Origin of the sequence: Paracoccus suum (assembly GCF_003324675.1) — a bacterium.
GTDB classification, from domain to species: domain Bacteria; phylum Pseudomonadota; class Alphaproteobacteria; order Rhodobacterales; family Rhodobacteraceae; genus Paracoccus; species Paracoccus suum.
Genome location: NZ_CP030918.1, coordinates 1,263,207 through 1,288,113 on the forward strand (window position 1 = coordinate 1,263,207; position 24,907 = coordinate 1,288,113).

Annotated in this window: 28 protein-coding genes; 18 read left to right on the forward strand and 10 right to left on the reverse strand. The window is 66.5% G+C overall.

Translation table 11 applies throughout. The annotated features are described in order from the left end of the window. The first annotated feature begins 63 nt into the window (after positions 1–63). The 10 genes from DRW48_RS06080 to DRW48_RS06125 all read left to right on the forward strand — a co-directional run bounded on the left by DRW48_RS06080 (position 64) and on the right by DRW48_RS06125 (position 9,727). Positions 64–2,349 (forward strand): bifunctional salicylyl-CoA 5-hydroxylase/oxidoreductase, encoded by a 2,286-nt coding sequence (locus DRW48_RS06080; RefSeq protein ID WP_114075628.1) that lies wholly within the window; start codon positions 64–66, stop codon positions 2,347–2,349. Further along, positions 2,342–3,082: an SDR family NAD(P)-dependent oxidoreductase gene (locus tag DRW48_RS06085; protein WP_241963394.1), complete on the forward strand. Its 741-nt coding sequence runs from the start codon at positions 2,342–2,344 to the stop codon at positions 3,080–3,082. Before DRW48_RS06080 ends, DRW48_RS06085 begins: the two co-directional genes overlap by 8 nt. Beyond that, positions 3,082–3,537 (forward strand): MarR family winged helix-turn-helix transcriptional regulator, encoded by a 456-nt coding sequence (locus DRW48_RS06090; protein ID WP_114075630.1) that lies wholly within the window; start codon positions 3,082–3,084, stop codon positions 3,535–3,537. Before DRW48_RS06085 ends, DRW48_RS06090 begins: the two co-directional genes overlap by 1 nt. 17 nt (positions 3,538–3,554) lie before the next feature. Beyond that, positions 3,555–4,358 (forward strand): enoyl-CoA hydratase family protein, encoded by an 804-nt coding sequence (locus tag DRW48_RS06095; protein ID WP_114077402.1) that lies wholly within the window; start codon positions 3,555–3,557, stop codon positions 4,356–4,358. A 45-nt stretch (positions 4,359–4,403) separates the two neighbouring features. After that, positions 4,404–5,555, forward strand: a complete 1,152-nt coding sequence (locus DRW48_RS06100; protein ID WP_114075631.1) for an acyl-CoA dehydrogenase family protein — start codon at positions 4,404–4,406, stop codon at positions 5,553–5,555. Further along, a complete protein-coding gene (locus tag DRW48_RS06105) occupies positions 5,555–5,977 on the forward strand; it encodes an acyl-CoA thioesterase (protein WP_114075632.1) in 423 nt (140 codons plus the stop codon). The genes DRW48_RS06100 and DRW48_RS06105 overlap by 1 nt, the downstream gene beginning before the upstream one ends. Beyond that, entirely contained in the window at positions 5,974–6,381 is a 408-nt protein-coding gene (locus tag DRW48_RS06110; RefSeq protein WP_114075633.1) for a RidA family protein, read from the forward strand. The genes DRW48_RS06105 and DRW48_RS06110 overlap by 4 nt, the downstream gene beginning before the upstream one ends. A 40-nt stretch (positions 6,382–6,421) precedes the next feature. After that, the gene (locus DRW48_RS06115; RefSeq protein WP_199286170.1) at positions 6,422–8,056 is read left to right on the forward strand and encodes an AMP-binding protein; all 1,635 of its coding nucleotides are present in this window, start codon (positions 6,422–6,424) and stop codon (positions 8,054–8,056) included. 143 nt (positions 8,057–8,199) lie between these two features. After that, a complete protein-coding gene (kynA, locus tag DRW48_RS06120) occupies positions 8,200–8,997 on the forward strand; it encodes a tryptophan 2,3-dioxygenase (protein ID WP_241963445.1) in 798 nt (265 codons plus the stop codon). 79 nt (positions 8,998–9,076) lie between these two features. Then, positions 9,077–9,727 (forward strand): glutathione S-transferase family protein, encoded by a 651-nt coding sequence (locus DRW48_RS06125; protein ID WP_114075636.1) that lies wholly within the window; start codon positions 9,077–9,079, stop codon positions 9,725–9,727. Between the two features lie 45 nt (positions 9,728–9,772). On the opposite strand, the gene DRW48_RS06130 is transcribed toward DRW48_RS06125, so the two are convergent. Then, positions 9,773–11,368 (reverse strand): phosphoenolpyruvate carboxykinase, encoded by a 1,596-nt coding sequence (locus DRW48_RS06130; protein ID WP_114075637.1) that lies wholly within the window; start codon positions 11,366–11,368, stop codon positions 9,773–9,775. 236 nt (positions 11,369–11,604) lie between these two features. Here DRW48_RS06130 and DRW48_RS06135 point away from each other — a divergent pair, with 236 nt between their 5' ends. The 6 genes from DRW48_RS06135 to DRW48_RS06160 all read left to right on the forward strand — a co-directional run bounded on the left by DRW48_RS06135 (position 11,605) and on the right by DRW48_RS06160 (position 14,927). Beyond that, positions 11,605–12,015: an HPr kinase/phosphorylase gene (locus tag DRW48_RS06135; protein WP_114075638.1), complete on the forward strand. Its 411-nt coding sequence runs from the start codon at positions 11,605–11,607 to the stop codon at positions 12,013–12,015. Then, a complete protein-coding gene (gene rapZ / locus DRW48_RS06140; protein ID WP_114075639.1) occupies positions 12,012–12,953 on the forward strand; it encodes an RNase adapter RapZ in 942 nt (313 codons plus the stop codon). Before DRW48_RS06135 ends, rapZ begins: the two co-directional genes overlap by 4 nt. A 58-nt stretch (positions 12,954–13,011) precedes the next feature. After that, on the forward strand, positions 13,012–13,455 hold the full coding sequence (locus DRW48_RS06145; protein ID WP_114075640.1) for a PTS sugar transporter subunit IIA: 444 nt from the start codon (positions 13,012–13,014) through the stop codon (positions 13,453–13,455). Further along, positions 13,452–13,736 carry an HPr family phosphocarrier protein gene (locus DRW48_RS06150; RefSeq protein WP_241963395.1) on the forward strand — a complete coding sequence of 95 codons (285 nt, stop codon included), beginning with the start codon at positions 13,452–13,454 and terminating at the stop codon, positions 13,734–13,736. Before DRW48_RS06145 ends, DRW48_RS06150 begins: the two co-directional genes overlap by 4 nt. A gap of 9 nt (positions 13,737–13,745) precedes the next feature. Then, a complete protein-coding gene (locus DRW48_RS06155) occupies positions 13,746–14,357 on the forward strand; it encodes a TetR/AcrR family transcriptional regulator (RefSeq protein WP_114075642.1) in 612 nt (203 codons plus the stop codon). A gap of 129 nt (positions 14,358–14,486) precedes the next feature. Further along, a complete protein-coding gene (locus tag DRW48_RS06160; protein ID WP_114075643.1) occupies positions 14,487–14,927 on the forward strand; it encodes a DUF2852 domain-containing protein in 441 nt (146 codons plus the stop codon). Positions 14,928–15,002: 75 nt separating this feature from the next. Here the strand turns inward: DRW48_RS06160 and DRW48_RS06165 are convergent, their stop codons facing one another. From DRW48_RS06165 to DRW48_RS15890, 8 genes are all read right to left on the reverse strand, one after another. Next, positions 15,003–16,460, reverse strand: a complete 1,458-nt coding sequence (locus DRW48_RS06165) for a phospholipase D-like domain-containing protein (protein ID WP_241963396.1) — start codon at positions 16,458–16,460, stop codon at positions 15,003–15,005. Positions 16,461–16,566: 106 nt separating this feature from the next. After that, positions 16,567–17,442, reverse strand: a complete 876-nt coding sequence (locus DRW48_RS06170; protein ID WP_114075645.1) for a 3-hydroxybutyryl-CoA dehydrogenase — start codon at positions 17,440–17,442, stop codon at positions 16,567–16,569. A gap of 169 nt (positions 17,443–17,611) precedes the next feature. After that, a complete protein-coding gene (locus tag DRW48_RS06175; protein WP_114075646.1) occupies positions 17,612–18,547 on the reverse strand; it encodes an electron transfer flavoprotein subunit alpha/FixB family protein in 936 nt (311 codons plus the stop codon). Continuing rightward, the gene (locus DRW48_RS06180; RefSeq protein WP_114075647.1) at positions 18,547–19,305 is read right to left on the reverse strand and encodes an electron transfer flavoprotein subunit beta/FixA family protein; all 759 of its coding nucleotides are present in this window, start codon (positions 19,303–19,305) and stop codon (positions 18,547–18,549) included. Before DRW48_RS06180 ends, DRW48_RS06175 begins: the two co-directional genes overlap by 1 nt. Positions 19,306–19,427: 122 nt before the next feature. Then, entirely contained in the window at positions 19,428–20,003 is a 576-nt protein-coding gene (locus DRW48_RS06185) for a cob(I)yrinic acid a,c-diamide adenosyltransferase (protein WP_114075648.1), read from the reverse strand. Next, positions 20,003–20,203 carry a twin transmembrane helix small protein gene (locus DRW48_RS06190; protein WP_114075649.1) on the reverse strand — a complete coding sequence of 67 codons (201 nt, stop codon included), beginning with the start codon at positions 20,201–20,203 and terminating at the stop codon, positions 20,003–20,005. The genes DRW48_RS06185 and DRW48_RS06190 overlap by 1 nt, the downstream gene beginning before the upstream one ends. Before the next feature lie 30 nt (positions 20,204–20,233). Continuing rightward, entirely contained in the window at positions 20,234–21,061 is an 828-nt protein-coding gene (locus tag DRW48_RS06195) for an SDR family NAD(P)-dependent oxidoreductase (protein WP_114075650.1), read from the reverse strand. A 1-nt stretch (position 21,062) separates the two neighbouring features. Continuing rightward, on the reverse strand, positions 21,063–21,443 hold the full coding sequence (locus DRW48_RS15890; RefSeq protein ID WP_162784688.1) for an SH3 domain-containing protein: 381 nt from the start codon (positions 21,441–21,443) through the stop codon (positions 21,063–21,065). 288 nt (positions 21,444–21,731) lie between these two features. Here DRW48_RS15890 and parC point away from each other — a divergent pair, with 288 nt between their 5' ends. Together parC and DRW48_RS06210 are read left to right on the forward strand one after the other, a co-directional pair. Beyond that, on the forward strand, positions 21,732–23,975 hold the full coding sequence (parC, locus tag DRW48_RS06205; RefSeq protein WP_114075652.1) for a DNA topoisomerase IV subunit A: 2,244 nt from the start codon (positions 21,732–21,734) through the stop codon (positions 23,973–23,975). 191 nt (positions 23,976–24,166) lie between these two features. After that, complete coding sequence (locus DRW48_RS06210) at positions 24,167–24,373, forward strand: cold-shock protein (RefSeq protein WP_114075653.1); 207 nt, start codon at positions 24,167–24,169, stop codon at positions 24,371–24,373. Between the two features lie 92 nt (positions 24,374–24,465). Here the strand turns inward: DRW48_RS06210 and DRW48_RS06215 are convergent, their stop codons facing one another. Further along, entirely contained in the window at positions 24,466–24,858 is a 393-nt protein-coding gene (locus tag DRW48_RS06215) for a VOC family protein (RefSeq protein WP_114075654.1), read from the reverse strand. Positions 24,859–24,907 lie beyond the last annotated feature (49 nt).

The following is a 24,907-nucleotide window of genomic DNA, read 5'->3' on the forward strand; positions in this document are numbered from 1 at the left end:
GCTTGAAACAACCCCCGTCCTCGTGCCACACTCCCCTCACACCCACGAGACGGGACCGCCTGGATGAAAACTCTCTGCCTCGGCGGAGGCCCCGCGGGCCTCTATTTCGCCATCTCGATGAAGCTCCGCGATCCCTCGCACGAGGTGACGGTGGTGGAGCGCAACAAGGCCAATGACACCTTCGGCTGGGGCGTCGTCCTCAGCGATGACGCGCTCTCGCGGCTGCAGCGGAACGATCCGGTCTCGGCCGAGGCGATCCGCAGCAAGTTCGCCTATTGGGACGACATCGCCGTCATCAAGGAGGGCGAGCGCATCGTCTCGGGCGGGCATGGCTTTGCCGGGATCGGGCGCAAGCAGATGCTCATCATCCTGCAGGCCCGCGCGCGCGAGCTGGGGGTAGATCTGCAGTTCGAGACGACCTTCCGCTCGGCCGAGGAATACCGCGCCGAATATGACCTGGTGATCGGCTGCGACGGCCTCAACAGCGTCGTGCGCAAGGAATACGAGGACGTCTTCAAGCCGGACATCGACATGCGGCTGGCCAAGTTCATCTGGCTCGGCACGCATCAGAAGTTCGACGACGCCTTCACCTTCATCTTCGAGAAGGCGCCCGAGGGCTGGGTCTGGGCCCATGTCTACCAGTTCGACGCCGACACCGCGACCTTCATCGTCGAGACGACGCAGGAGGTGTGGGAGCGCATGGGCTTCGCCGACATGAGCAAGGAGGAGATCGTCGAGAAGTGCCGGCAGCTCTTTGCCGACCACCTCGGCGGTCACGAGCTGATGTCGAACGCGGCGCATCTGCGCGGCTCGGCGGTGTGGTCGAACTTTCCGCGCGTGATCTGCGAGCGGTGGTACCACGAGAATGTCGTGCTGATGGGCGATGCCGCGGCGACCGGGCATTTCTCGATCGGCTCGGGCACGCGGCTGGCCCTCGACAGCGCCATCGCGCTGGCCGACTACCTGCACAGCGAGCCGACGATGGAGGCCGCGTTCGAGCGTTACCAGGACGAGCGTCGGGTCGAGGTGCTGCGCCTGCAATCGGCCGCACGCAACAGCCTCGAATGGTTCGAGGAGGTGGAGCGTTACCTCGGCTTTGACCCGGTGCAGTTCAACTATTCGCTGCTGACCCGCAGCCAGCGTATCAGCCACGAGAACCTGCGCCTGCGCGATCCGGAATGGCTGCGTGGGGCCGAGGACTGGTTCCAGGGCCAGGCCGGGGGCCAGCCCGGCCGCGCGCCGATGTTCGCGCCGTTCCAGCTGCGCGACATGGCGCTGAAGAACCGCGTCGTCGTCTCGCCCATGGCGCAGTACAAGGCCGTGGACGGGACCCCGACCGACTGGCACCTGGTCCATTACGGCGAGCGCGCCAAGGGCGGCGCGGGTCTGGTCTATACCGAGATGACCTGCGTCAGCCCCGAGGGTCGCATCACCCCCGGCTGCCCCGGCCTCTACACGCCCGAACACGAGGCCGCCTGGCGCCGGATCGTGGACTTCATCCATGCCGAGACCGACGCCAAGGTCTGTTGCCAGATCGGCCATTCCGGCCGCAAGGGCAGCACGAACATCGGCTGGGAGGGGATGGACAAGCCGCTGAAGGACGGCAACTGGCCGCTGCTGTCTGCCTCGGCCATCGCGTGGTCGCCCGGCAACGCGGTGCCCAAGGCGATGGACCGCGCCGACATGGACATGGTGAAGAGCGAGTTCGTGGCCTCGACCGAGATGGCGGCCCGCTGCGGCTTCGACATGGTCGAGTTGCACGCCGCGCACGGCTATCTGATCTCGTCCTTCCTCAGCCCCGCCTCGAACATCCGCACCGACGAATATGGCGGCAGCCTGGAAAACCGGCTGCGCTATCCGCTGGAGGTTTTCCGGGCCATGCGCGCCGTCTGGCCCGCCGAAAAGCCGATGTCGGTGCGGATCAGCGCCAATGACTGGCTGGGCGACGAGGGCGTCACCCCGGCCGAAGCGGTGCAGATCGCCCGCGCCTTCCACGAGGCGGGGGCCGACATCATCGACGTGTCGGCTGGCCAGACCAGTATCGACGGCAAGCCGGTTTATGGCCGGATGTTCCAGACCCCGTTCAGTGACCGCATCCGCAACGAGCTGCACATCCCGACCATGGCGGTGGGGAACATCACCGACGCGGACCAGGTCAATTCGATCCTGATGGCGGGCCGGGCGGATCTGGTCTGCCTCGCGCGCCCGCATCTCGCGAACCCGTACTGGACGCTGCATGCAGCAACCGCGCTGGGCGACAAGGCGACGCCCTGGCCGCAGCCCTATGCCGCCGGGGGCGATCAGGCGCGCCGCCTGCGCGAGCGCGAGCAGGAGCAGTTCCGTGCCTGACCTTGCGGGCCGCGGCGTGCTGATCACCGGCGGTGGCAGCGGCGCCGGTGCCGACCTCGCCCGCGGCTTTGCCGACGCCGGGGCACGGGTCGTGATTGCTGGCCGGCGGCAGGGCCCGCTCGATGCCGTGGCGGCCGCCACTGGCGCCGCGGCGATCACCGCGGACGTCACCGACGAGGCCAGCGTTGCCGCCATGTTCGACGCCGCCGGCCCGGTGCAGATCGTCATCGCCAATGCCGGCGCCGCCGACAGCGCCCCATTTGCCCGCACCACGCTGGAGCAATGGAACGCCATGCTGGCCGTCAACCTGACCGGCGTGTTCCTGACGCTGCGCGAAGGGCTGCGGCGGCTGGATGGCTGGGGCCGGCTAATCAGCGTCGCCTCTACCGCGGGCCTCAAGGGCTATGCCTATGTCGCCCCCTATGTTGCTGCGAAACATGGCGTGGTGGGCCTGACCCGCAGCCTCGCGCAGGAGATTGCGCGCGGGCCGGTCACCGCCAATGCCCTGTGCCCCGGTTTTCTGGATACCGAGATGACCGACCGCTCGGTCGATAACATCATGCGGACGACCGGCCGCGACCGCGAGGCGGCGCTGAAGGCGCTGACCGCGACCAATCCCCAGCGCCGGCTGATCGCCCCGGCCGAGGTGACCGCCGCCGCCCTTTGGCTGTGCGGGCCGGGCTCCGAAGGGATCAACGGCCAGGCAATCGCCATCGCCGGGGGCGAGGTCTGATGGACAGCGCGGCCGAATCCCTCTCCAAGCGCAGGCTGCGGGCGTGGATCCGGCTTCTGGGCGTCACCCGCCATGCCGAGGCGCAGTTGCGCGACTACCTGCGCCGCGAGCATGGCACGACCTTGCCGCGCTTTGACGTGATGGCCGCACTTTGGCGACGCAGCGCCCCGGTGCCAATGGGTGAGTTGAGCCGGATGCTGCTGATCTCGAACGGCAATGCCACTGACGTGGTATCCCGGCTGGAGGCCGAGGGGCTCGCCCTTCGCACGCCCTCGTCCGAGGATCGGCGCACCGTGCTGGTTGCCCTGACGGACGCCGGCATCGCCGCGTTCGAGGGAATGGCCGAGGGTCACGAGGGCGAGGTCGACCAGCTGCTTGGCACCCTCGATGGAACAGAACTGGACACGCTGCGGGCAATTCTGCGGAAAGTCTCGCCGGGAAGGGATCGGGAATGACATTCAACGGCACCACCATGGCGGGCCTGGCCCCGAGACATTTCCTCTGGTCGGTGGACGGGCGCGTGGCGACGATCCGGCTCGACCGTCCGGACCGCAAGAACCCGCTGACCTTCGACAGCTATGCCGAACTGCGCGATACCTTTCGCGGGCTCGTCTATGCCGACGATGTCGATGTGGTGGTGATCGCCTCGAACGGGGGGAATTTCTGCTCGGGCGGGGATGTGCATGACATCATTGGTCCGCTGGTCGGGATGGACATGCGCGATCTGCTGGCCTTTACCCGCATGACCGGCGATCTGGTCAAGGCGATGCTGAACTGCGGCAAGCCGATCATCGCCGCTGTGGATGGCGTCTGCGTCGGCGCGGGGGCCATCATGGCTATGGCGAGCGATCTGCGCCTCGCCACGCCCGCGGCGAAATGCGCCTTCCTGTTCACCCGGGTCGGCCTTGCCGGTTGCGACATGGGCGCCTGCGCCATGCTGCCGCGCATCATCGGCCAAGGCCGCGCGGCCGAGTTGCTCTATACTGGCCGGGTCATGACCGCGGACGAAGGCGCCGCCTGGGGCTTCTGGAACGCGCTGCATCCGGCGGAAAGCCTCGACGAGGCCGCGCTGACGCTCGCCGGGCGCATCGCCTCGGGCCCGACCTTCGCGCATGGCATCACCAAGACCCAGCTGAACCAGGAATGGAACATGGGCCTCGATCAGGCGATCGAGGCCGAGGCGCAGGCCCAGGCCATCTGCATGCAGACCCAGGATTTCGAGCGCGCCTACCGCGCGTTCGTCGCCAAGGAAAAGCCGGTGTTCGAGGGTAACTGACCCGGCGCGAGTGCCCGCGCCCGGAGATATTTGGATCAGGTCGACATGGATCGCAGCTTTCTGGACTGGCCGTTTTTTGAGGATCGCCACCGCGTATTCCAGCGCGACCTGAACGCATGGGCCGGGCAGACGCTGGGTCACGTCGATCATTCGGACACTGACGCCGCCTGCCGCGATCTGGTCACGCGGCTCGGGGCTGGGGGCTGGTTGCAGCCGACGGCGGGCGATGCGCTCGACGTTCGCACCCTGTGCCTCGCGCGTGAGACGCTGGCCCGTCACGACGGGCTGGCTGATTTCGCCTTTGCGATGCAGGGCCTCGGCATGGGCGCGATCAGCCTCTTCGGCACCGAGCAGCAGCGCGCCTGGCTGGAGCGGACGCGCGAGGGCCACGCCATTGCCGCGTTCGCACTGACCGAACCCGGCGCGGGATCGGACGTCGCCTCGACCGCCACGACCGCCCGCCGCGAGGGCGAGGAATGGGTGCTGGATGGCGAAAAGACCTACATCTCGAACGGCGGCATCGCCGATGTCTATGTCGTCTTTGCCCGTACGGGCGAGGCGCCCGGCGCGCGGGGCCTCTCGGCCTTCCTGATGCCGGCAAACACGCCCGGTCTCGAAATTCTCGATCGCATCGACGTCATGGCGCCGCACCCGCTGGCGCATTTGCGCCTGAACGGCCTGCGCTTGCCGGTCGACGCTCTGATTGGGCAGCCCGGGCAGGGCTTCAAGATCGCCATGTCGGTGCTGGACGTGTTCCGCTCGACCGTCGGCGCGGCCGCGCTGGGCTTCGCCCGACGCGCGCTGGACGAGGCGCTCGCCCGCGCCAGCCGCACCCGCGCCGACGGCGGCACCCTTGCCGGATTCCAGATGGTGCAGGGCCACCTGGCCGACATGGCGCTGCAGATCGACGCTGCAGCGCTGCTGGTCTATCGTGCCGCCTGGACCAAGGACATGGGCGCGGCCCGGGTCAGCCGCGAGGCGGCGATGGCCAAGCTCTATGCCACCGAGGCCGCGCAGAAAGTCATCGACATGGCCGTCCAGTTGCACGGCGGCGACGGCGTGCGCAGCGGCCAGATCGTCGAGCGCCTCTACCGCGAAATCCGCGCGCTGCGCATCTACGAGGGCGCCAGCGACGTCCAGCGGGTCGTCATCGCCCGCGCCGTCCTCGACCAGTTTGCCGCATCGGATGCCTGCTGATGCCCTATTCCCGCGTGATCCAGGTCGAGTTCAACCACTGCGACCCCGCCGGAATCGTGTTCTATCCGCGGTTTCTGGAATTCGCGAACTCGGTGACCGAAAACTTCTTCGCCGATGTGGTCGGCCGCAGCTACGCCCGGATCATCGCGGACCGCAGCGGCGTGCCGACCGTCAGCCTCGAATGCGATTTCCGTCACCCCTCGCGCCTTGGCGACCGGCTGACGATGAAACTACGGGTCACTGGCATCGGGCGCTCCAGCCTCGATCTGGCGATCACCGGACGAGGGAAGGGCGAGGCCGAGCCCCGCTTTTCCATTGCCAAGCGGGTCGCCTTTATCGACGCCGCCGCCATGCGATCCACCCCCTGGCCCGAAGAAATGCGCGCCAACCTTGCCGCCGCGATGAAAGAGGACACGCCATGACCGACAGCCCGCACGAGTTCCTGAACCCCAAAAGCTGGACCCCCGCAGTCGGCTATTCCAACGGCGTCGCAGCGCGGGGCCGCCAGATTTTTCTGGGCGGGTTGATCGGCTGGGACGGCCAGCAGCAGTGGCATGCGGATGACTTCGTCGGCCAGGTCGAGCAGACGCTCGCCAATATCGTTGCCGTTCTGGCCGAGGCCGGCGCCCGCCCGGAACATCTGGTGCGCCTGACTTGGTATGTGACCGACAAGCGCGCCTATCTCGACAATTTGCGCGAGGTCGGCCGCGTCTATCGCCAGCACCTTGGCAAGCATTTCCCGGCCATGGCCATGGTCCAGGTCGTCGCACTGGTCGAAGACCGCGCCATGGTCGAGATCGAGGCGACCGCCGTCGTCCCGGACTGACCGCCGCACCGACCAACGCGAACCATCGGGGAGGATGGCGATGCAGAACGAACCGCTCGGACCGACAGGCCATGTCGATACCTTCACCCGCGACCACCTGCCGCCGGCGGATCTGTGGCCGCTGCTCGATCTGGGTGATTTCCGCTATCCCGAATGGCTGAACGTCGGATTCGAGCTGACCGACGCCATGGTGGCCCGCGGCTTCGGCGATAACACCGCACTGATCGGCAACGGGCGCCAGCGGACCTACAAGGAACTGACCGACTGGACCAACCGCATCGCCCATGCACTGGTCGAGGATTACGGGGTCAAGCCCGGCAACCGCGTCCTGATCCGCTCGGCCAACAACCCGGCGATGGTCGCTTGCTGGCTGGCTGCGACCAAGGCCGGGGCGGTGGTGGTCAACACCATGCCGATGCTGCGCGCGGGCGAGCTGGTCAAGATCATCGACAAGGCGCAGATCACCATCGCCCTCTGCGACACGCGCCTGATGGACGAGATGACCGAGGCCGGACTGCGCAGCGACGTGCTGCAGACAGTGATCGGTTTTGACGGCAGCGCCAATCACGACGCCGAGCTTGACCGCGCCGCGCTGGGCAAGCCGGTGCGCTTTGATTGCGTGCGTACCGGCCGCGACGACGTCGCCCTGCTGGGCTTTACCTCGGGCACCACGGGCGCCCCCAAGGCAACGATGCATTTCCATCGCGACATCCTGATCATCGCCGACGGCTATGCGCGCGAGGTCCTGGACGTGCAGCCCTCGGACGTGTTCATCGGCTCGCCACCGCTCGCCTTTACCTTCGGCCTTGGCGGCCTCGCGGTCTTCCCGCTGCGCTTCGGGGCGGCAGCCTGCCTGCTGGAGACTGCCTCGCCGCCGAACATGATCGAGATCATCCAGAAATACCGCGCCACGGTCTGTTTCACTGCGCCCACCGCCTATCGCGCCATGCTGAACGCGATGGAGGAGGGGGCCGACCTTGGCAGCCTGCGCGCCGCCGTCTCGGCCGGCGAGACGTTGCCTTCGCCGGTCTATGAGGATTGGCAGCGCAAGACCGGGCGGCCGATGCTGGACGGCATCGGGTCGACCGAAATGCTGCACATCTTCATCACCAACCGCTTTGACGATCACCGGCCCGGCTGCACCGGCCGCCCGGTCGGCGGCTATCAGGCCAAGGTGGTCGATGCCGAGGGGGCCGAGGTGCCGCGCGGTACCATCGGCAAGCTGGCTGTGCGCGGGCCGGTCGGCTGCCGCTATCTGGACGATCCCGACAAGCAGCGCGAATACGTCCAGAACGGCTGGAACCTGACTGGTGACGTGTTCGTCCAGGACGAGGAAGGCCGCTTCCATTTCGCCGCCCGCAACGACGGCATCATCCTGTCGGCGGGCTACAATATCGCCGGACCGGAGGTCGAGGCCGCGCTGCTGTCCCATCCAGCCATCGCCGAATGCGCCGTCGTCGGCGCGCCTGACCCTGAGCGGGGCGAGATCGTGCAGGCCCATGTCGTGCTGAAACCCGGCTATGAGGGCGATGCGCTGCTGGTTCGTGACATCCAGGACCACGCAAAGCGTGTCATCGCCCCCTACAAATACCCGCGCAGCGTCCTGTTCTGTGCCGCCCTGCCCAAGACCGAGAGTGGCAAGATCCAGCGCTTCCGCCTGAAGGACGCGCCATGAGCGACCGCGACCCGCCCAATGCTGCACCGCAGGGCGATTCCACCAAGGCGCCCGGCTGTCCCCATGCTGCGAACCCGCGTCCGGAGGGCTATGACGGTGACGGTGTTCCGCGGCGCTACGATCCGGCGACCGAGGGCGCGCGCATGGGCTTTGAAGGCCGCATGTCCTACGGCGACTACCTCCATCTTGACCCGATCCTGTCCGCCCAGCATCCGCTGTCCACGGCGCATGACGAGATGCTGTTCATCATCCAGCACCAGACTTCAGAGCTGTGGATGAAGCTGGCGCTGCACGAGCTCGCCGCCGCTCGCACCGCCATCGCCGAGGATCGCCTGCGCGCCGCATTCAAGGTGCTCACCCGCGTCTCGCGCATTTTCGAGCAGCTGAACAGCGCCTGGGACGTATTGCGCACCATGACGCCGAGCGAATACCAGCAGTTTCGGCCCAGCCTGGCCGAAAGCAGCGGCTTTCAAAGCTACCAGTACCGGCTGATCGAATACATGGTCGGCAACCGCAACGTCGCGCTGCTGAAACCGCATGCCCACCGCCCTGACCTGCTCAAGGCGCTGGAGGCAGAACTGGAGCGGCCTTCGCTTTATGACGTGGTCCAGGCGCTTGCCGCCCGACGCGGACTGCCGATTCCGGCGGACATCCTGACCCGCGATCACCGCCTCGCCTGGACTGCCGACGCGCGCGTGGAAGCCGCATGGTCCGCGGCCTATCGCGACCCGGAGAGCCACTGGGAGCTGTACGAGCTGGCTGAGAAGCTGGTCGACTTCGAGGATTATTTCCGCCGCTGGCGCTTTAACCACGTCACCACGGTCGAGCGGATCATAGGCTTCAAGCGCGGCACCGGGGGCACCGGCGGCGTGCATTATCTGCGCAAGATGCTGGACACGGAGCTGTTCCCCGAACTCTGGCGCTTGCGCACAGGGCTATAGGGCCCGCATCCGGGCTTTATACCAGGGCTGGAATGGTCCCTTTGTGGTGCAGCGCCAACCGCTGCCGAGGAGCCCGCCGATGACGCCCACCATCACTGCCTTTGCACAATCCCCCGACCGCGGCCGGGGCTTGGCCCGCGACATGCGCCTGCGCTGGGCGCTCGAAGAGGTCGGCCAACCCTACGACGTTCGCCTCCTGACCATGGAGGAGATGAAGCAACCTGCGCATCTGGCGCTGAATCCCTTCGGGCAGATCCCCACCTACGAGGATGGCGATCTCGCGCTGTTCGAATCGGGCGCGATCATCCTGCAGATCGCCACCCAGCACCCCGGCCTTCTGCCCGATGATCCGGCCGCGAGGGCCCGCGCCATCGAATGGATGTTTGCCGCGCTGAACACAGTCGAGCCGCCCATCGTCGCGCGCTCGATGGCCACCATCACTGAGCGCGACGAGCCGTGGTATGACGCGCGCCTGCCAATTCTCACCGAAAGGGTGAACACACGGCTGCGCGCACTGTCGGCACGGCTGGGAGAGGCGGATTGGCTGGACGGAGAATTCAGCGCCGGCGATCTGCTGATGGTCAATGTGCTGGAGCGTGCAAAGGCGATGGATATGCTCGCGGACTATCCGAACCTCGACGCCTATGTCGCCCGTGCTGAGGCAAGGCCCGCGTTCCGCCGCGCCTTTGACGCCCAACGGGCGGTATTTACTGCAGCTATGTCCGGCTGATCAGTAGAGGCTGGCCGGGAATGCCCGGCCAGCCTCTCGTCAACTTCAGCCGATGGCGGCTGCTTTCACGTCGCCGTCGACCTTGTCGACGTATTGCTCGAAATTGTTGCTGAACATCTGCACCAGCTTTTTCGCCTGTGCGTCATAGGCGGTCGGGTCGGCCCAGGTCTGGCGCGGGTCCAGCAGCCTGTCCTCGACACCCGGCACGCTGACGGGCACGTCAAAGCCAAAGTTCGGGTCGCGCCGGAACTCGACGTTCTTCAGCGAGCCATCCAGGGCCGCCGCCAGCAGGGCGCGTGTGGCCTTGATCGGCATACGGCGGCCGATGCCGAACGGGCCGCCCGTCCAGCCGGTGTTGACCAGCCAGCAGGTCGCGCCGCTTTCAGCAATCTTTTCCTGCAGCAGCTTGCCATAGACCTCGGGACGGCGCGGCATGAAAGGCGCGCCGAAGCAGGTCGAGAAGGTCGGCTGCGGCTCGACCACTCCGTCCTCGGTGCCCGGCGTCTTCGAAGTGAAGCCCGAGAGGAAATGATACATCGCCTGCGCCGGGGTCAGCCGCGAGATCGGGGGCATGACACCATAGGCGTCTGAGGTCAGCATGATGATGTTCTTGGGCGGGCCGCCCAGGCTATCGGCAGATGCGTTGCTGATGGCCTCTAGCGGATAGGCGCAGCGCATGTTCTCGGTGATCGAGCTGTCGTTGAAATCCAGCACCAGCGTGTCCGGATCATAGACCATGTTCTCGATCACGGTGCCGAAGCGAGTGGTGGTCGCGTGGATTTCCGGCTCGGCTTCGGCGCTGAGGTTGATGGTCTTGGCGTAGCAGCCGCCTTCAAAGTTGAAGATGCCGCTGTCTGACCAGCCATGCTCGTCATCGCCGATCAGCGTGCGCGAGGGGTCCTGGGACAGGGTCGTCTTGCCGGTGCCCGACAGGCCAAAGAATACCGCCGCCTCGTCCGGCGCGCCCAGCGCATGGTTGGCGCTGCAGTGCATCGGCATGATCCCGCGCTCGGGCAGAATGTAGTTCAGCAGGGTGAACACCGACTTCTTGTTCTCGCCCGCATAGCCGGTCCCGCCGATCAGGATCAGCTTGCGCTCGAAGTTGAGGGCCACGACGGTCGAGCTGCGGCAACCGTGACGCTCGGGGTCGGCCTTGAAGCTGGGTACGTTGATGACGGTGAACTCGGGGGCGAAGCCGGCCAGCTCGTCCGCCTTGGGACGGCGCAACAGATGGCGGATGAAAAGACTGTGCCACGCCAGTTCCGTCACCAGCCGGACGTCCAGCCGTTGCGCCGGGTCGGCGCCGGCGTAGAGGTCTTGCACATAGACCTCGCGCCCGGCGAGATGGGCGATCATGTCGTCATAGAGGCGGTCGAACGCGGCGGGGTCCATCGGGCGGTTGTTTTCCCACCAGATGCTGTCCTCGACCGCCGGGCTGCGGACCACATGCTTGTCCTTGGGCGAGCGTCCAGTCTTGTCGCCTGTCGTCACGAGGAAGGCGCCCCCAAGGCCCAGCGTGCCCTCGCCGTTCTTCAGCGCGGCTTCGACCAGTTGCGGCTCGAGCAGGTTGTAATGCGCGGTGACGCCGGAGATGCCCTGATCCTCGAGCCGGAAGCTGGGATTGACGCGAGGATGGGTCATGAGGGCTCTCCTGAACGGTGCGGAATTATTGGCGACGCCGGGTCACCTTTGTGGCCGCTATAACACGGACCCATTAGGGCGAAAGACTTGCGCGTTCGCCGATAGCGCAAACATGCAGGTTTAGCGCAATCATCGCAAAGGTTTGGCATATAGTTGATAGGTTGCTGCGCCAAGCCTCTGCGCCGGGCTAGGGTTCGCAGGGCGATTCGCCTGGATTGAATGTGAGGTGTGGGGCAATGATGGTGCATGGCTCGTGCGTGGCGATCGGCGGGCGGGCGGTGCTGATCACCGGGCCATCCGGGGCCGGCAAGTCGGCGCTTGCCCTGGCCCTGATGGCGATCGGTGCGGGACTAGTGGCGGATGACCAGACTGTCCTCGTTCGCCACGACGATGCAATCCTGGCCGACGCGCCACCAAGCCTGCGCGGCCGGATCGAGGCACGCCACGTCGGCATCCTCGGCGCCGAGCCTGTAGGTCCCGCCGCCGTCACGCTGGTGGTCGACTTGGGCGGCCCACGGTCCGGCCGCTTGCCGCAAGATGAGACAGTCGAGATGCTGGGCCTTCGCGTGCCCTGCCTTGCCGCGCGCGCCGCGCCGGAACTCGCCCCAGCACTGCGGCAATTTCTGATAGGGGGACGGCTGGCATGAGCGACACGCAAAACGAGCCGTCACTGGTTGCCGACGATCCGCGCGACACCCGGCAACGCCTGATTTTCGTGACCGGGCCAGCCGGGGCGGGGCGTTCGACCGCTATCCATGTTCTGGAGGATCTGGGATATGAGGCGATCGATAACTTGCCACTGTCGCTGATTCCGCGCCTGCTGGACGGGCCGCCCCGTAACCGACCGCTGGCCCTTGGCATCGACGCGCGCAACCGCGACTTTTCCATCGCCAACCTGTCGGATCTTCTGGACCGCCTGTCGGTCAACGCGAATTACGCGCCAGAACTGCTTTACCTGGATTGCAGTCCTGACGCCCTGGTGCGCCGATATTCCGAGACGCGCCGCCGCCATCCGCTCGCCCCCGACGAGCCGCCTCTGGCGGGGATCGAGGCCGAGCGCGAGATGCTTGCCCCCATCCGCAGCCGGGCCGAGGTGCTGATCGACACCACCGACCTCTCGCCGCATGACCTGAAGTCAGAGTTGGCGCGGTGGTTCGATCTGGCGGGGAATCACCGCCTCACGGTCTCGCTGCACAGCTTCAGCTACAAGCGCGGGGTGCCCCGCGGGCTCGACATGATGTTTGACTGTCGCTTTCTTGCCAACCCGCACTGGCGGCCGGAATTGCGGAGCCATGACGGGCGCGAGGGGCCGGTTCAGGACTATGTCACTGCCGATCCGCTCTATGCGCCCTTCTTTGACAAGGTGCGCGATCTTGTACTGTTCGTGCTTCCTGCCCATCTTGCGGAAGGCAAGGCGCATCTGGCTATCGGCTTTGGCTGCACGGGCGGCAAACATCGTTCCGTCACATTGACTGAAAAACTGGGTGAGGCGCTTGCGCAGGCTGGCTGGCGTGTGTCTATAAGACACAGAGAGCTTGAGCATCGTGGCGCGGCCCTGCCCCTGAATGAACCCGCGCCGGCGTGATCCGGACGGCACATCTGTTAGGGGCCGTCGACGCCGGGACTGTTGTAGGTATGTGTCTTTGATCGGAATTGTGATCGTCGCCCATGGCGGCCTGGCGCGTGAATATCTCTCGGCGGTCGAGCATGTCGTGGGGCCGCAAATCGGCATCCGCGCTGTGACCATCGAGGAGGATCACGACCGGAACGCCAAGCAGGCCGAGATTTGCCAGGCGGCGAATGCCGTCGACCTGGGCGACGGAGTCGTGATCGTCACTGACCTCTTCGGCGGCTCGCCCTCCAACCTCGCGCTGATGGCCTGCGAGGCGCGCAAGCGGATCATCCTTTACGGTGCCAACCTGCCGATGCTGGTCAAGCTGGCCAAGTCGCGGCAACTGGCGGTGGGCGACGCCGTCGCCTGCGCCAAGGAAGCCGGGCGCAAATACATCAACAGTTATGATGTCACCGAGGGCAATCGGCACCGAACGCCGGCGCAGGCCGCGCCCGTGCACCGCGCAGCATCGTGAACGCTGCTGCCGAGGTGGTGCGCGACCTGCAGGTCGTGAACGAGAAGGGGCTGCACGCCCGCGCCTCCGCCCGCTTTGTCGAGACTGTCGAGCGATTCGATGCCCGCGCCTTTGTCGAAAAGGATGGCGAGCGGGTGTCCGGCGATTCGATCATGGGACTGCTGATGCTGGGGGCGCCACGCGGCAGCACGATCCGCATCACCACACGTGGGAATGACGCCATCGCCTTGGCCGATGCGCTGGAGGCATTGCTGGCCGATCGCTTCGGCGAAGGCGCCTGAGGCGGGCGGATGCCAGCCGCCCGGCCGTATCACCACGGCAATCTTCGCGAGGCGCTGATCGCGGCGGCTATCCAGCTTATCGAAACGCAGGGGCCACTCGGCTTTACCATGGCCGAGGCCGCGCGCATGGCGGGCGTGTCCGCCGCCGCGCCCTATCGCCACTTCAAGGGTCGCGACGATCTGCTGGCCGAGGTTGCCCGGATCGGCTTTGTCGAGTTCGGCGACAGGCTGGGTGCGGCCTTTGATGAGGGCAAACCCCGGCCCATGACCGCCTTCATGCGGGTCGGCCACGCCTACCTGGATTTCGCGGCGCAGCGGCAGGGCCTCTACATGGCCATGTTCGAAAGCGGCGTCAGCATTTCCGGCAGCGATCCCGTAGGCCTCGCCGCGCGTCGTGCAGACAAGGTGCTGATGGACATGGCCAGATCCCTGATCGCCCATTTTCCCGAGGAGACGCGCCCGCCCGCCCGCATGGTTGCCGACCATATCTTCGCCATGAGCCATGGCGTGGTCGAGTTGTTCGCCCGTGGCCGAACCGGGGGCCGCTCTCCCATCGCCCCGGCGGATATGCTGGAAAGCGCGGTGCTGATCTATCTGCGCGGCCTGTCGGTTTCGGCTTGAGGCAGGCCGCTCGGGCTATGCCTCGCTCAAGATCAGAAAAACTGCAGCGGGTATCTTGAAGGCTGAACAGCGCATCCCATCTTGAAGGAATGTGAATGGCATTCACACCATCCTTCTGAGGAGCCGCCAATGCAAGTTACCACCCCCCTTGGCCGCGACGCGGTCACGTTTGCGCCAAGCCTGTTCGACCGGATCGGCATGGCCGCGGCCGGGGTGCGCGACTGGCTCGACGCCCGTGGGCGTCTGGCCTGGATCGCCGCCATGGTCATCGGTTTTGTGGCCGCCTGGCCGGTTGGGCTCGGCCTGTTGTTTTACATGATCGCGACCCGGCGTCTTGGCGGTGGCTGCGCAGAGCGCGGCAGCCGGCATCACCTGATGCGGCGCGGCCGCGGGACCGGCAACAGCGCCTTTGACGCCTATCGCGACGAGACCCTGCGTCGGCTCGAGGACGAGCATGCCGAGTTCCTGGCCTTCCTCGCGCGTCTCCGCGAAGCCAAGGACAAGGCCGAGTTCGACGCCTTCATGAAGGACCGCAGCGAGGCCCCCAAGCCTGAAGAGCCGGCTGCCTGATTGGCCACTCTCTCATTACAAGGGGCCGCAGCTTTAAAGCTGCGGCCCTTACTTTTGCGGCTTACCCCGCGAGGACTACCGCTTGCGTCGATGACGCCGAACGAGGGCGATTGTCCCAACCGCGCCCAGAAGCCCCAGCCCGATGAAGGCATGCCGACTGGTGACACCAAGCCGGTTCTGCGCGCTCTGTCGAAAGCGCGGATCGAACAGTTTGCTGTCGGCCAGCATGTCTTGCCACCAGCTTCGGGGTTTCGGTATCAGCACGCGCAGGCCCCGCTTCTCGGCCCGGCCCAAGCGGTCAAGGGTCGCGAGCAGGCTGCCGGTGTTGTCCATGGTCCGGGCCACCGCCTCAGCCGAGGTGCCCAGATGCTCTGCCAGCAGCCGGTGCAGGACCGCCGCAACGCCCGCACGCTCGGCCTTGCTTTCGGCGATGACCGCGATGTCTGCCTCGGTGTCAAAACCCATCGACCGGCGGTCGAGATTGGACGAGCCCACGCGCAGCATCACGTCATCGGCGATCATCAGCTTCGCATGGACATAGATCGGCGCTCCGGTGGTATCCGCCGGATAGACCATGCGCAGGCGCCCCTGGTGATCGACGGCCTGCAGCTGTGCCAGCAGCTTGCCACGACGGCCATGCATCGCGGCGTCCTCCACCGCGTTGTGCGCCTCAAGCGGATTGACGATGACCACTTCCGGGCCATCCGCCTCGCTCAAGCGCGAGGCTATGGCGTCGGCGATCGAGCCGGCCGAAAAATACTGGGATTCGATATAGAGGAACCGCTGGGCGCCGTTGATCGCATCGATGTAGAGCCGCTCGATCTCGGCTACGATGGGGCTGTTCCGGCCGGGCGGCTCGGTTCGGGCGATCGCGACGGGAATCGCCTCGAAATCGGGCGCCGTGCCCTCGGCCCACAGACCGGACCGGGGCGTCACCGGCTCTGGCAAGGGGGTGTTCTGGCTGCGCTTCCACCGGTCGCGGGCCAGATCCCCCAGGGCGGCGGCGGCGGGGCCCGACACCATGGATGTCGCGTCGTGCCAGGGTGGGCAGATATTCTCGCCCGACTTGTCGGCGCGTCGGGGATCGTTCGGCAGATGATCGGGCGTGTCCCAGCGGCCGGAGGTGACGTCGATCCCGCCGCAAAAGGCCAGAGAGTCGTCAATCACCACGATCTTCTGATGATGGCAGGCGCCGATGGGGTGGCTGCCGTCGAGCGCAAGGTGGATCTGATCGCCGCCCATCATGTTCAGCTTCAGGACCGGCCACATGCTTGCCGGCGCCAGCACGGCCCCGCCGCTCCACTTCAGCAGGTAGATATCGAGGCTGGGGCAGCGCGCGACGAGGGCATTGAGGAAGGGACCGACGGCGTTCGGCAACCCATCCGGCGCGTTGCCATCGGCGTCGCTTTCGCCAGGCAGCATCTCGATATCGAAATCGAAATCCCAGCCGATCATCAGGGCCGCCTGCCGCGCTTGCAGCAACCCAGCGCGCAGGGCGCGGAAATAGTCCGCGCCATCGACGATCAGGGACATCCGGTCCGCGTTGGCCACGCGCCAGCAATTGTCGCCCTCGCGAAAGGCGAGGGTGGGTCGGTCAACGGTTGCGGGATTGGAGGCGGTGGGCTCGGCGAGTGGGGTATCAGCGGGTAGGGATTGGTGTCTCGCCGCGATAGTCATAGAACCCCCGACCGGATTTGCGTCCCAACCAGCCAGCTTCGACATATTTGGTCAGCAGCGGGCAGGGGCGGTATTTGGTGTCCGCCAGCCCCTCGTGCAGCACGTTCATGATGGCAAGACAAGTGTCCAAGCCGATGAAGTCAGCCAGTTCCAGCGGACCCATGGGGTGATTGGTGCCCAGCTTCATGGCGCTGTCGATGGACTCGACGTTCCCGACGCCCTCGTAGAGGGTGTAGACCGCCTCGTTGATCATCGGCATCAGGATGCGGTTGACGATGAACGCCGGGAAATCCTCGGCTGTGGCCGCGGTCTTGCCGATTTTCCGGACCACTTCCAACAGGGTGGCGTAGGTTTCCTCGTCCGTCGGGATGCCGCGGATCAACTCGACCAGCTGCATCACCGGGACAGGATTCATGAAGTGAAAGCCCATGAACTTTTCCGGGCGGTCCGTGCGGCTGGCAAGGCGGGTGATGCTGATCGACGAGGTGTTCGAGGTCAGGATCGTCGACGGCTTCAGATGCGGCACCAACTCGGCAAAGATGGCGTGCTTGACGGCCTCGCGCTCGGTCGCGGCCTCGATCACCAGATCGCATTGGCCGAGGTCGGCCAAGGTCTGGGTCGTCGCGATACGGCCCATGGCGGCGGCCTTGTCGGCCGGGGTGATCTTCTGGCGGCTGACCTGCCGCTCGAGGTTCTTGTCGATCAGCGCGACGGCCTTTTCCAGCGCCTCGGCGCTGATGTCGGTCATCAGCACGTCATATCCGGCGAGGGCGAAGACATGCGCGATGCCGTTGCCCATCTGCCCCGCGCCGATCACGCCCACCGATTGAATCGCCATCTGATCCAGCCTCTTTCCCAAATGTCGCCGGACGATAGGGTGACGGCATAGTCGCCACAACGCAATTCCGCGGTTTCAGCTGCGGCCCCGGTCCGATGTACGATGCGGCAAGCACCATGAAAAACCGCCCGCACCAAGGGCACGGGCGGTTCCGGCAATTGCAGTCCGCTTACAGCTTTTCGGTCAACTCGGGCAGTACGGTAAAGACGTCTCCAACCAGGCCGTAGTCGGCAACCTGAAAGATCGGCGCCTCTTCGTCCTTGTTGATCGCGACGATCACCTTGCTGTCCTTCATCCCGGCAAGGTGCTGGATCGCGCCCGAGATGCCGCAGGCGATATAAAGGTCGGGCGCGACGACCTTGCCGGTCTGGCCGACCTGCCAGTCGTTAGGGGCATAGCCGCTGTCGACCGCCGCACGGCTGGCGCCGACGGCCGCGCCCAGCTTGTCGGCCAGCCGCTCGATGATCGCAAAGTTCTCCTTGCTGGCCATCGCGCGCCCGCCCGAGACGATGCGCTTGGCCGAGGTCAGCTCGGGCCGGTCCGAGGTCGCGACCTTGTCCTCGACCCAGGACGACAGGCCCTTGTCCTCGCCCGCGACCTCCTGATGGTCGACCGGTGCTGCCGCGCCGCCCTTGGGGGCCGCGTCGAAGCTGGCGGTGCGAACCGTCAGCACCTTGACCTTGTCGCCTGACTTGACCGTCTGGATGCCGTTGCCGGCATAAACCGGACGTTCGAACGTGTCGGCATCGACGATACCCGAGACGTCGGAAATTACCATCATGTCCAGCAGGGCCGCCACGCGCGGGGCGATGTTCTTGGCGCTCGCGGTCGAGGGAAAGACGATGGCGTCATAATCGCCGGCCAGACCGACAATCAGATCGGCCAGCGGCTCGGCAAGGCCATGGGCGTGGGCTGCCGACGAGCGGCAGATGACCTTGGAAACACCGTCCAGGGTCGCGGCCTCATCGGCGGCGCCGTGGCAATCGTGGCCCGCGACCAGCACGGTCACATCGCCCAGCTTCCGTGCGGCGGTCAGGGCCTTGGCGGTCGAATCGACGGCCAGCTCCTTGCCACCAGTGAGTTCGGCAACCAGCAGAACTGCCATCACACGACCCCCGCTTCTTTCAGTTTCGCTACCAGCTCGTCGACCGAGCCGACCTTGATCCCGGCCTTGCGGCCGCCCGGCTCGACCGTCTTGACGACCGTCAGGCGCGGCGCCGTGTCGACGCCGTAATCCGCGGCCGTTTTCTCGTCGAGCGGCTTTTTCTTGGCCTTCATGATATTGGGAAGGCTGGCGTAGCGCGGCTCGTTCAGGCGCAGGTCGGCAGTCACCACCGCCGGCAGCTTGACGCTGATGGTCTGCAGGCCGCCATCGACCTCGCGCGTGACCTTGGCCGCGCCGTCCGCGACCTCGATCTCGGAGGCATAGGTCGCCTGCGGCCAGCCCAGCAGCGCCGCCAGCATCTGGCCGGTTGCGTTCATGTCGTTGTCGATCGCCTGCTTGCCGGCGATGATCAGCTGGGCGCCCTCGGCTTCGGCCACGGCCTTCAGGATCTTGGCCACGGCCAGCGGCTCGATGTCCTGATGAACGTCCTCGGTGGCAACCACCAGGATCGCGCGGTCCGCGCCCATGGCAAGGGCCGTGCGCAACGTCTCGGCCGCCTGCTTGACGCCGATGGAGACGGCGATCACCTCTTCGGCGGCGCCTTTTTCCTTCAGGCGGATGGCCTCTTCGACGGCAATCTCGTCAAAGGGGTTCATCGACATCTTGACGTTGGTCAGATCGACGCCGGACCCGTCCGGTTTGACCCGAACCTTGACGTTATAGTCGATCACACGCTTGACCGGCACCAGCACCTTCATCGGCACCTTCCCCTATGACTGCGATATATCCGCCGGATTGATACAGGCTGCCCGTCGCCTGTGACAGGGGTAAAAACGGCTAAATCCGGCGCCAGATGGCCGCGCGGGGCCGATCTGGCGGATCAGCGGCTGGCGCCGGGCACCCACAGCACATCGCCGCCATCCGCATTCGCCACGCGGGCCGCGACAAACAGCCAGTCCGACAGCCGGTTCAGATAGCGCAGTGCGGCCGGGTTGACGTCGCCAGAGGTCTGCGCGGCGAGTGCCACCGCGACGCGCTCGGCGCGTCGGGCAATTGTCCGCGCCAGATGCAGGTGCACCGCCAGGGGTGTGCCGCCCGGCAGAATGAAGCTGCGCAGCGGCGAGAGGCCCGCATTCATCGCGTCGATCTCTGCCTCGATGCGGGCGATCTGGCTGTCGATGATGCGCAGGACGGGGTAGGGCGCAGTCGCATCCTCGGTATGGCCGGGCCGCGACAGATCGGCGCCGAGGTCGAACAGCTCGTTCTGGATCATGGCGATCTGGGCAGCCAACGCGCCGCTGGCGTGCTGCGCGGCAAGGCCCAGCGCCGCGTTCGCCTCGTCCACGGTGCCCATCGCCTCGACCCGAAGGTCATGCTTGGCCACGCGGCTGCCGTCCGACAGACCGGTGTCGCCGCCGTCGCCGGTGCGGGTGTAGATGCGGTTGAGGACCACCATCAGCGATGCGCGACCGTGATGTAGAGCAGGATCACCGCGATCGCGATCGCCTGCGCGATGATGCGCCATCGCATCAGGCGGTTGGAGTTGCGGCGGTTAAACTCGCCCCCGCGGGCAAAGCCGCCAAGGCCGGTCGCGAGGATCGCGACGACCGCCCCGACTGCCACCACCACCAGGAAAAAGAGAGGTTTGTCTTGCATGGGTCTGCGTCCTTGCCGCAAGCGGCGACACTAGCCCCGCCGCGCCACCCAGTCCAGTGCGCGCGTCGGCAGCAAACGCCGCGCCATTCCAGCCAGGTGCGTGGGCACGGTCACGTAATAGCGCGGTCGGGGTCGCGCCGCCTCGATGGCATGGGCGATCACGCGGCTGACCGCCTCGGGCGGCAGTTCGAACCGGTCCTTGGATTGCGGCCCATAAAGGCGCTTGCGCAACGTCTTGCGGTACTGATCGGCGCGGGCGCTACCCTCCCAGTCGATCCACCGCTCGAACTGCCGCGTAGCATTCACGCGAAAGCGCGAGGTGATCGGCCCAGGCTCGATCAGGACGACCCGGATCGGTGTGTCCTCCATCTCCAGCCGCAGGGTATCGGTCAGCCCCTCCAGCGCGAACTTGGTCGCGTTGTAGGCACCGCGCCATTTCAGCGCGACAAGGCCGAGCACCGAGCTGATGTTCACGATCGTGCCGCGGCCCTGGGCGCGGAAGTGCGGGATCATCGCACGGGTCAGGTCATGCGCGCCGAGGACGTTCGTCTCGAAGATATGGCGCAGCGCGTCGCGCGGCAGGTCCTCGAGCGCGCCGGGAATGGCGAAGGCGGCGTTGTTCACCACGGCGGTCAGCGGGCCCCCCGCAACTGCCTCGGCCACGGCGGCCTGCACGCTGTCCGGGTCGGCGACGTCCAGAACGAGGCTTTCCAGCCCCTCGGCGCGACGTGCAGCGACATCGGCCGGGTCGCGGCAACTGGCGACCACGCGCCAGCCCCGGCCCGCGAGATAACGCGCCGCGTCGAGGCCGATCCCGGACGAGCAGCCGGTGATGAGAACGCCGCGACCGCCCTGCACGTTACGCCGGCGGCAGGTTGCTGAGGTAACGGGCTGAGACAAAGCCGTTCTGGCTGCCGTTCCGAACCTCGACCCAGCCGCCGACTGGCGGCCCCACCGGGGCGAGGGCTTGCCCCCGCTTCAGCTTGGCGAGAATCGCGGCGGCCTGATCTGGCCCAGCCCGCAGATTAACCGCATCCGAGGTGACATAGACGCTGCTGGTCTGCGCGGCCACTGTCTTCAGCGCCGTCGTCGCCGCATGTTCGGGCGACGGCTGCAGCGCAGGTGCCCCGCGCGACATCGCCGTTGGCGGGGCAGACAGCGCTGCTGTCATCAGCACTGCGGGGGGCGTACCGGCATCCTCAGGCACCTGCTGCGCTGTTTCGATCGATTGCGGAGCCACGGCCACCTCTGCATTGGGCACATAACCTGCGTCAGTGCCGCTGAATTCGGGCGTCCCGAATAGCGCCAATACGCCAAATAACCCTGCTAGCGTCAAAAGAACCAGCCGCACCATAGCCTTCAGCCTCTCGCGACCGAACCGGCCACCTCGTGCGCCCGGCGTGCCTGCGGGGCGTTCACGGACAAACGCCGCTTGGGCCGCGGCGTTCCGCGCGAAAGGACCCATGATCGCCCGCCCGGGCCGTCTGGCCCTTGCCGCCGCCCCGCGCTTGGGACTATCCCGCAGCCCATGTCTGACGAGCTTGATCCCCCGCTGCCCGACCTTCCGGCGGCCGATGCGCCCTCGACCCAGTCCGAGCCGCTCGCCCGCGCTATCGGCGAGCGGTACCTGAGCTATGCGCTGAGCACGATCATGAACCGGGCGCTTCCCGACGCGCGCGACGGGCTAAAGCCGGTGCATCGCCGGATCCTCTACGCGATGCGGGAATTGCGGCTGGCCCCGTCGGGCGGATTCCGCAAATCGGCCAAGATCAGCGGCGACGTGATGGGCAACTATCACCCGCATGGCGACAGCGCGATCTATGACGCGATGGCGCGCCTCGCCCAGCCGTTCGCCATGCGCTATCCGCTGGTCGACGGGCAGGGCAACTTTGGCAATATCGACGGCGACAACCCCGCCGCCAGTCGCTACACCGAGGCCCGCCTGACGCTGGCGGCCGAGGCCCTGATGGAAGGGCTGGCCGAGGATGCGGTCGACTTCCGGCCCAACTACGACGGCACTCTGACCGAGCCTGTGGTCCTTCCTGCCGCCTTCCCGAACCTGCTGGCCAATGGCGCAAGCGGCATCGCGGTCGGCATGGCGACCAACGTGCCGCCGCATAACCTGCACGAGTTGCTGGACGCCTGCCTGCACCTGATCAAGTCGCCCGACGCCCGCGACGAGACGCTGATGAACTTTGTCCCCGGCCCGGATTTTCCGACCGGCGGCGTGCTGGTCGAGCCGCGCGAGGTGCTGGCCGAGGCCTATCGCACCGGCCGCGGCAGCCTGCGCCTGCGCGCACGCTGGGTGCGCGAAGACCTGGGCCGCGGCAACTGGCAGATCATCGTCACCGAGATCCCCTACCAGGTGCAGAAATCCAAGCTGATCGAGCGCCTGGCCGAACTGATCCAGGCGCGCAAGGTGCCGATCCTCGCCGATGTGCGCGATGAGAGCGCCGATGACATCCGCATCGTGCTGGAGCCTCGGGTCCGCACCATCGACCCCGAGCAGCTGATGGCCGCCCTGTTCCGCATGTCGGAGTTGGAGGTCAGGTTCGGCGTCAACATGAACGTGCTGATCGACGGCCGCGTGCCCAAGGTCTGCTCGCTCAAGGAGGTGCTGCGCGCTTTCCTCGACCATCGGCGCGAGGTCCTGCTGCGCCGCTCGGCACACCGGCTGGACCGGATCGCGAACCGGCTCGAAGTGCTGGACGGCTATATCGTCGCCTATCTGAACCTCGACCGCGTCATCGCCATCATCCGCCACGAGGACGACCCCAAGGCGGTGATGATCGCCGAGTTCGGCCTGTCCGATGTGCAGGTCGAGGCGATCCTCAACATGCGCCTGCGCGCCCTGCGCCGCCTCGAGGAGATCGAGTTGCGGGCCGAGCGTGATCGCCTGTCCGACGAGCGCGCCGGCCTGCAGGCCTTGCTGGCCGAAGAAAGCGCCCAATGGGCAAAGATCGCCGAGCAACTGAAAGAAGTGCGCGCCCTGTTCGGCAAGTCCGCGCCCGGCGGCATGCGCCGGACCGAGATCACCGATCGCGAGGACGTCCAGCCGGTCGACATGGACGCCATGGCCCCGCGCGAGCCGGTGACCGTGATACTTTCGCGCATGGGCTGGATCCGCGCCATCAAGGGCCATCAGCCGCTGGACGCCGAGGTCAAGTTCCGCGACGGAGACGGCCCCTTCATGGCGCTGCACGCCGAGAGCACGGACAAGCTGATGCTGTTGGGGCAGAACGGGCGGTTCTACACGCTGCCGGCCGCGACCCTGCCGGGCGGCCGGGGCCTCGGCGAGCCACTGCGGCTGATGATCGATCTGCCGAATGACGCCGCCGTGATCGACCTGTTTGCCTGGCGCGAGGGCGACATGCATCTGGTCGCATCCACGGCCGGCGACGGCTTTATCGTCGGCGCGGCGGACATCCTCGCCCAGACCAAGGCCGGCAAGCAGGTGCTGAACGGCGTTGCCTTGCTGCGCCGCAGGGTCGAGGGCGATCACATCGCCACCATCGGCCAGAACCGCAAGATGCTGGTCTTTCCGCTGTCGGAGTTACCCGAGATGGCGCGCGGCAAGGGCGTGCGCCTGCAGCGATTCAAGGACGGCGGGCTGTCGGATGCGACCTGCCTCACGCTGTCGGTCGGGCTGTCATGGAAGGACCCCGCGGGCCGCACGCGGACCGAGGCGGACCTGTCCGAATGGCTGGGCGCCCGTGCTTCGGCGGGGCGCATGGCGCCCCGCGGCTTTCCGCGCGACAACCGCTTCAACTGACCCGCCGGCCGCGCCCCGCCCTTGGCGGGCTATCGAGCGCGGCCCTTGTCACGGACGGGCAGGGGCCCTAGATAGCGGAGGCTACGTTTTCTGCTTTTGCCTCTCCTCCACCGGAACCGAGACTGCGATTGTTAGCGACCGGGCCGGGCCATCACGCTTCTGTGGATGGCGATTCTTGAGGAGGTATCACGATGGCCAATGGCACCGTGAAATGGTTCAACGCCACCAAAGGCTTCGGCTTCATCGAGCCGGAAGGCGGGAAGCGCGACGTGTTCCTGCACATCTCGGCCGTCGAGCGCGCCGGCCTGCAGCCGCCGCGTGACGGCCAGGCTGTCAGCTACGACATCGAAGCCGGCCGTGACGGCCGCGAGTCGGCGACCAACCTGCGCTACGTCTGATTTTTCGGACTTTGTGACCAAGAGGGCCGTCCCATAAGGGGCGGCCATTTTCGTTTGAGCGTGGCGCAGGGGGTGGAAATTATCGCCCAGGGTTAGCCGGCAGCGCCGTGGAAGACTGCCTCGATATTGTTGCCTTCAGGGTCGAGGATAAAAGCCCCGTAATATCCGGGATGATACTGCGGGCGGAGGCCGGGCGCGCCGTTGTCCTTCCCGCCAGCCGCGATCGCCGCGGCATAGAATGCATCGACCCCCGCCTGATCTCTCGCGGCAAAGGCCACATGGATACTATGCGAAGCGGCCCTGCCGGTTCCGATCCAGAAGAACGGATTGTCGCCCTCGCCATAGCCGAGGTGCGCGCCGTGTCCGCCGGTCATCTCCTCAGTTACCTCCATGAGGCAGGTGATGCCGAGGGGGGCAAGCGCTTTTTCATAGAAACTGCGCGCGGCAGGGAGGTCGACGACGGTTAGCCCAATATGATCGATCACGTTGCTGCTTCCTTTCCTGGGGAATGGAGGCAGTATCGAGCAGGCCTCC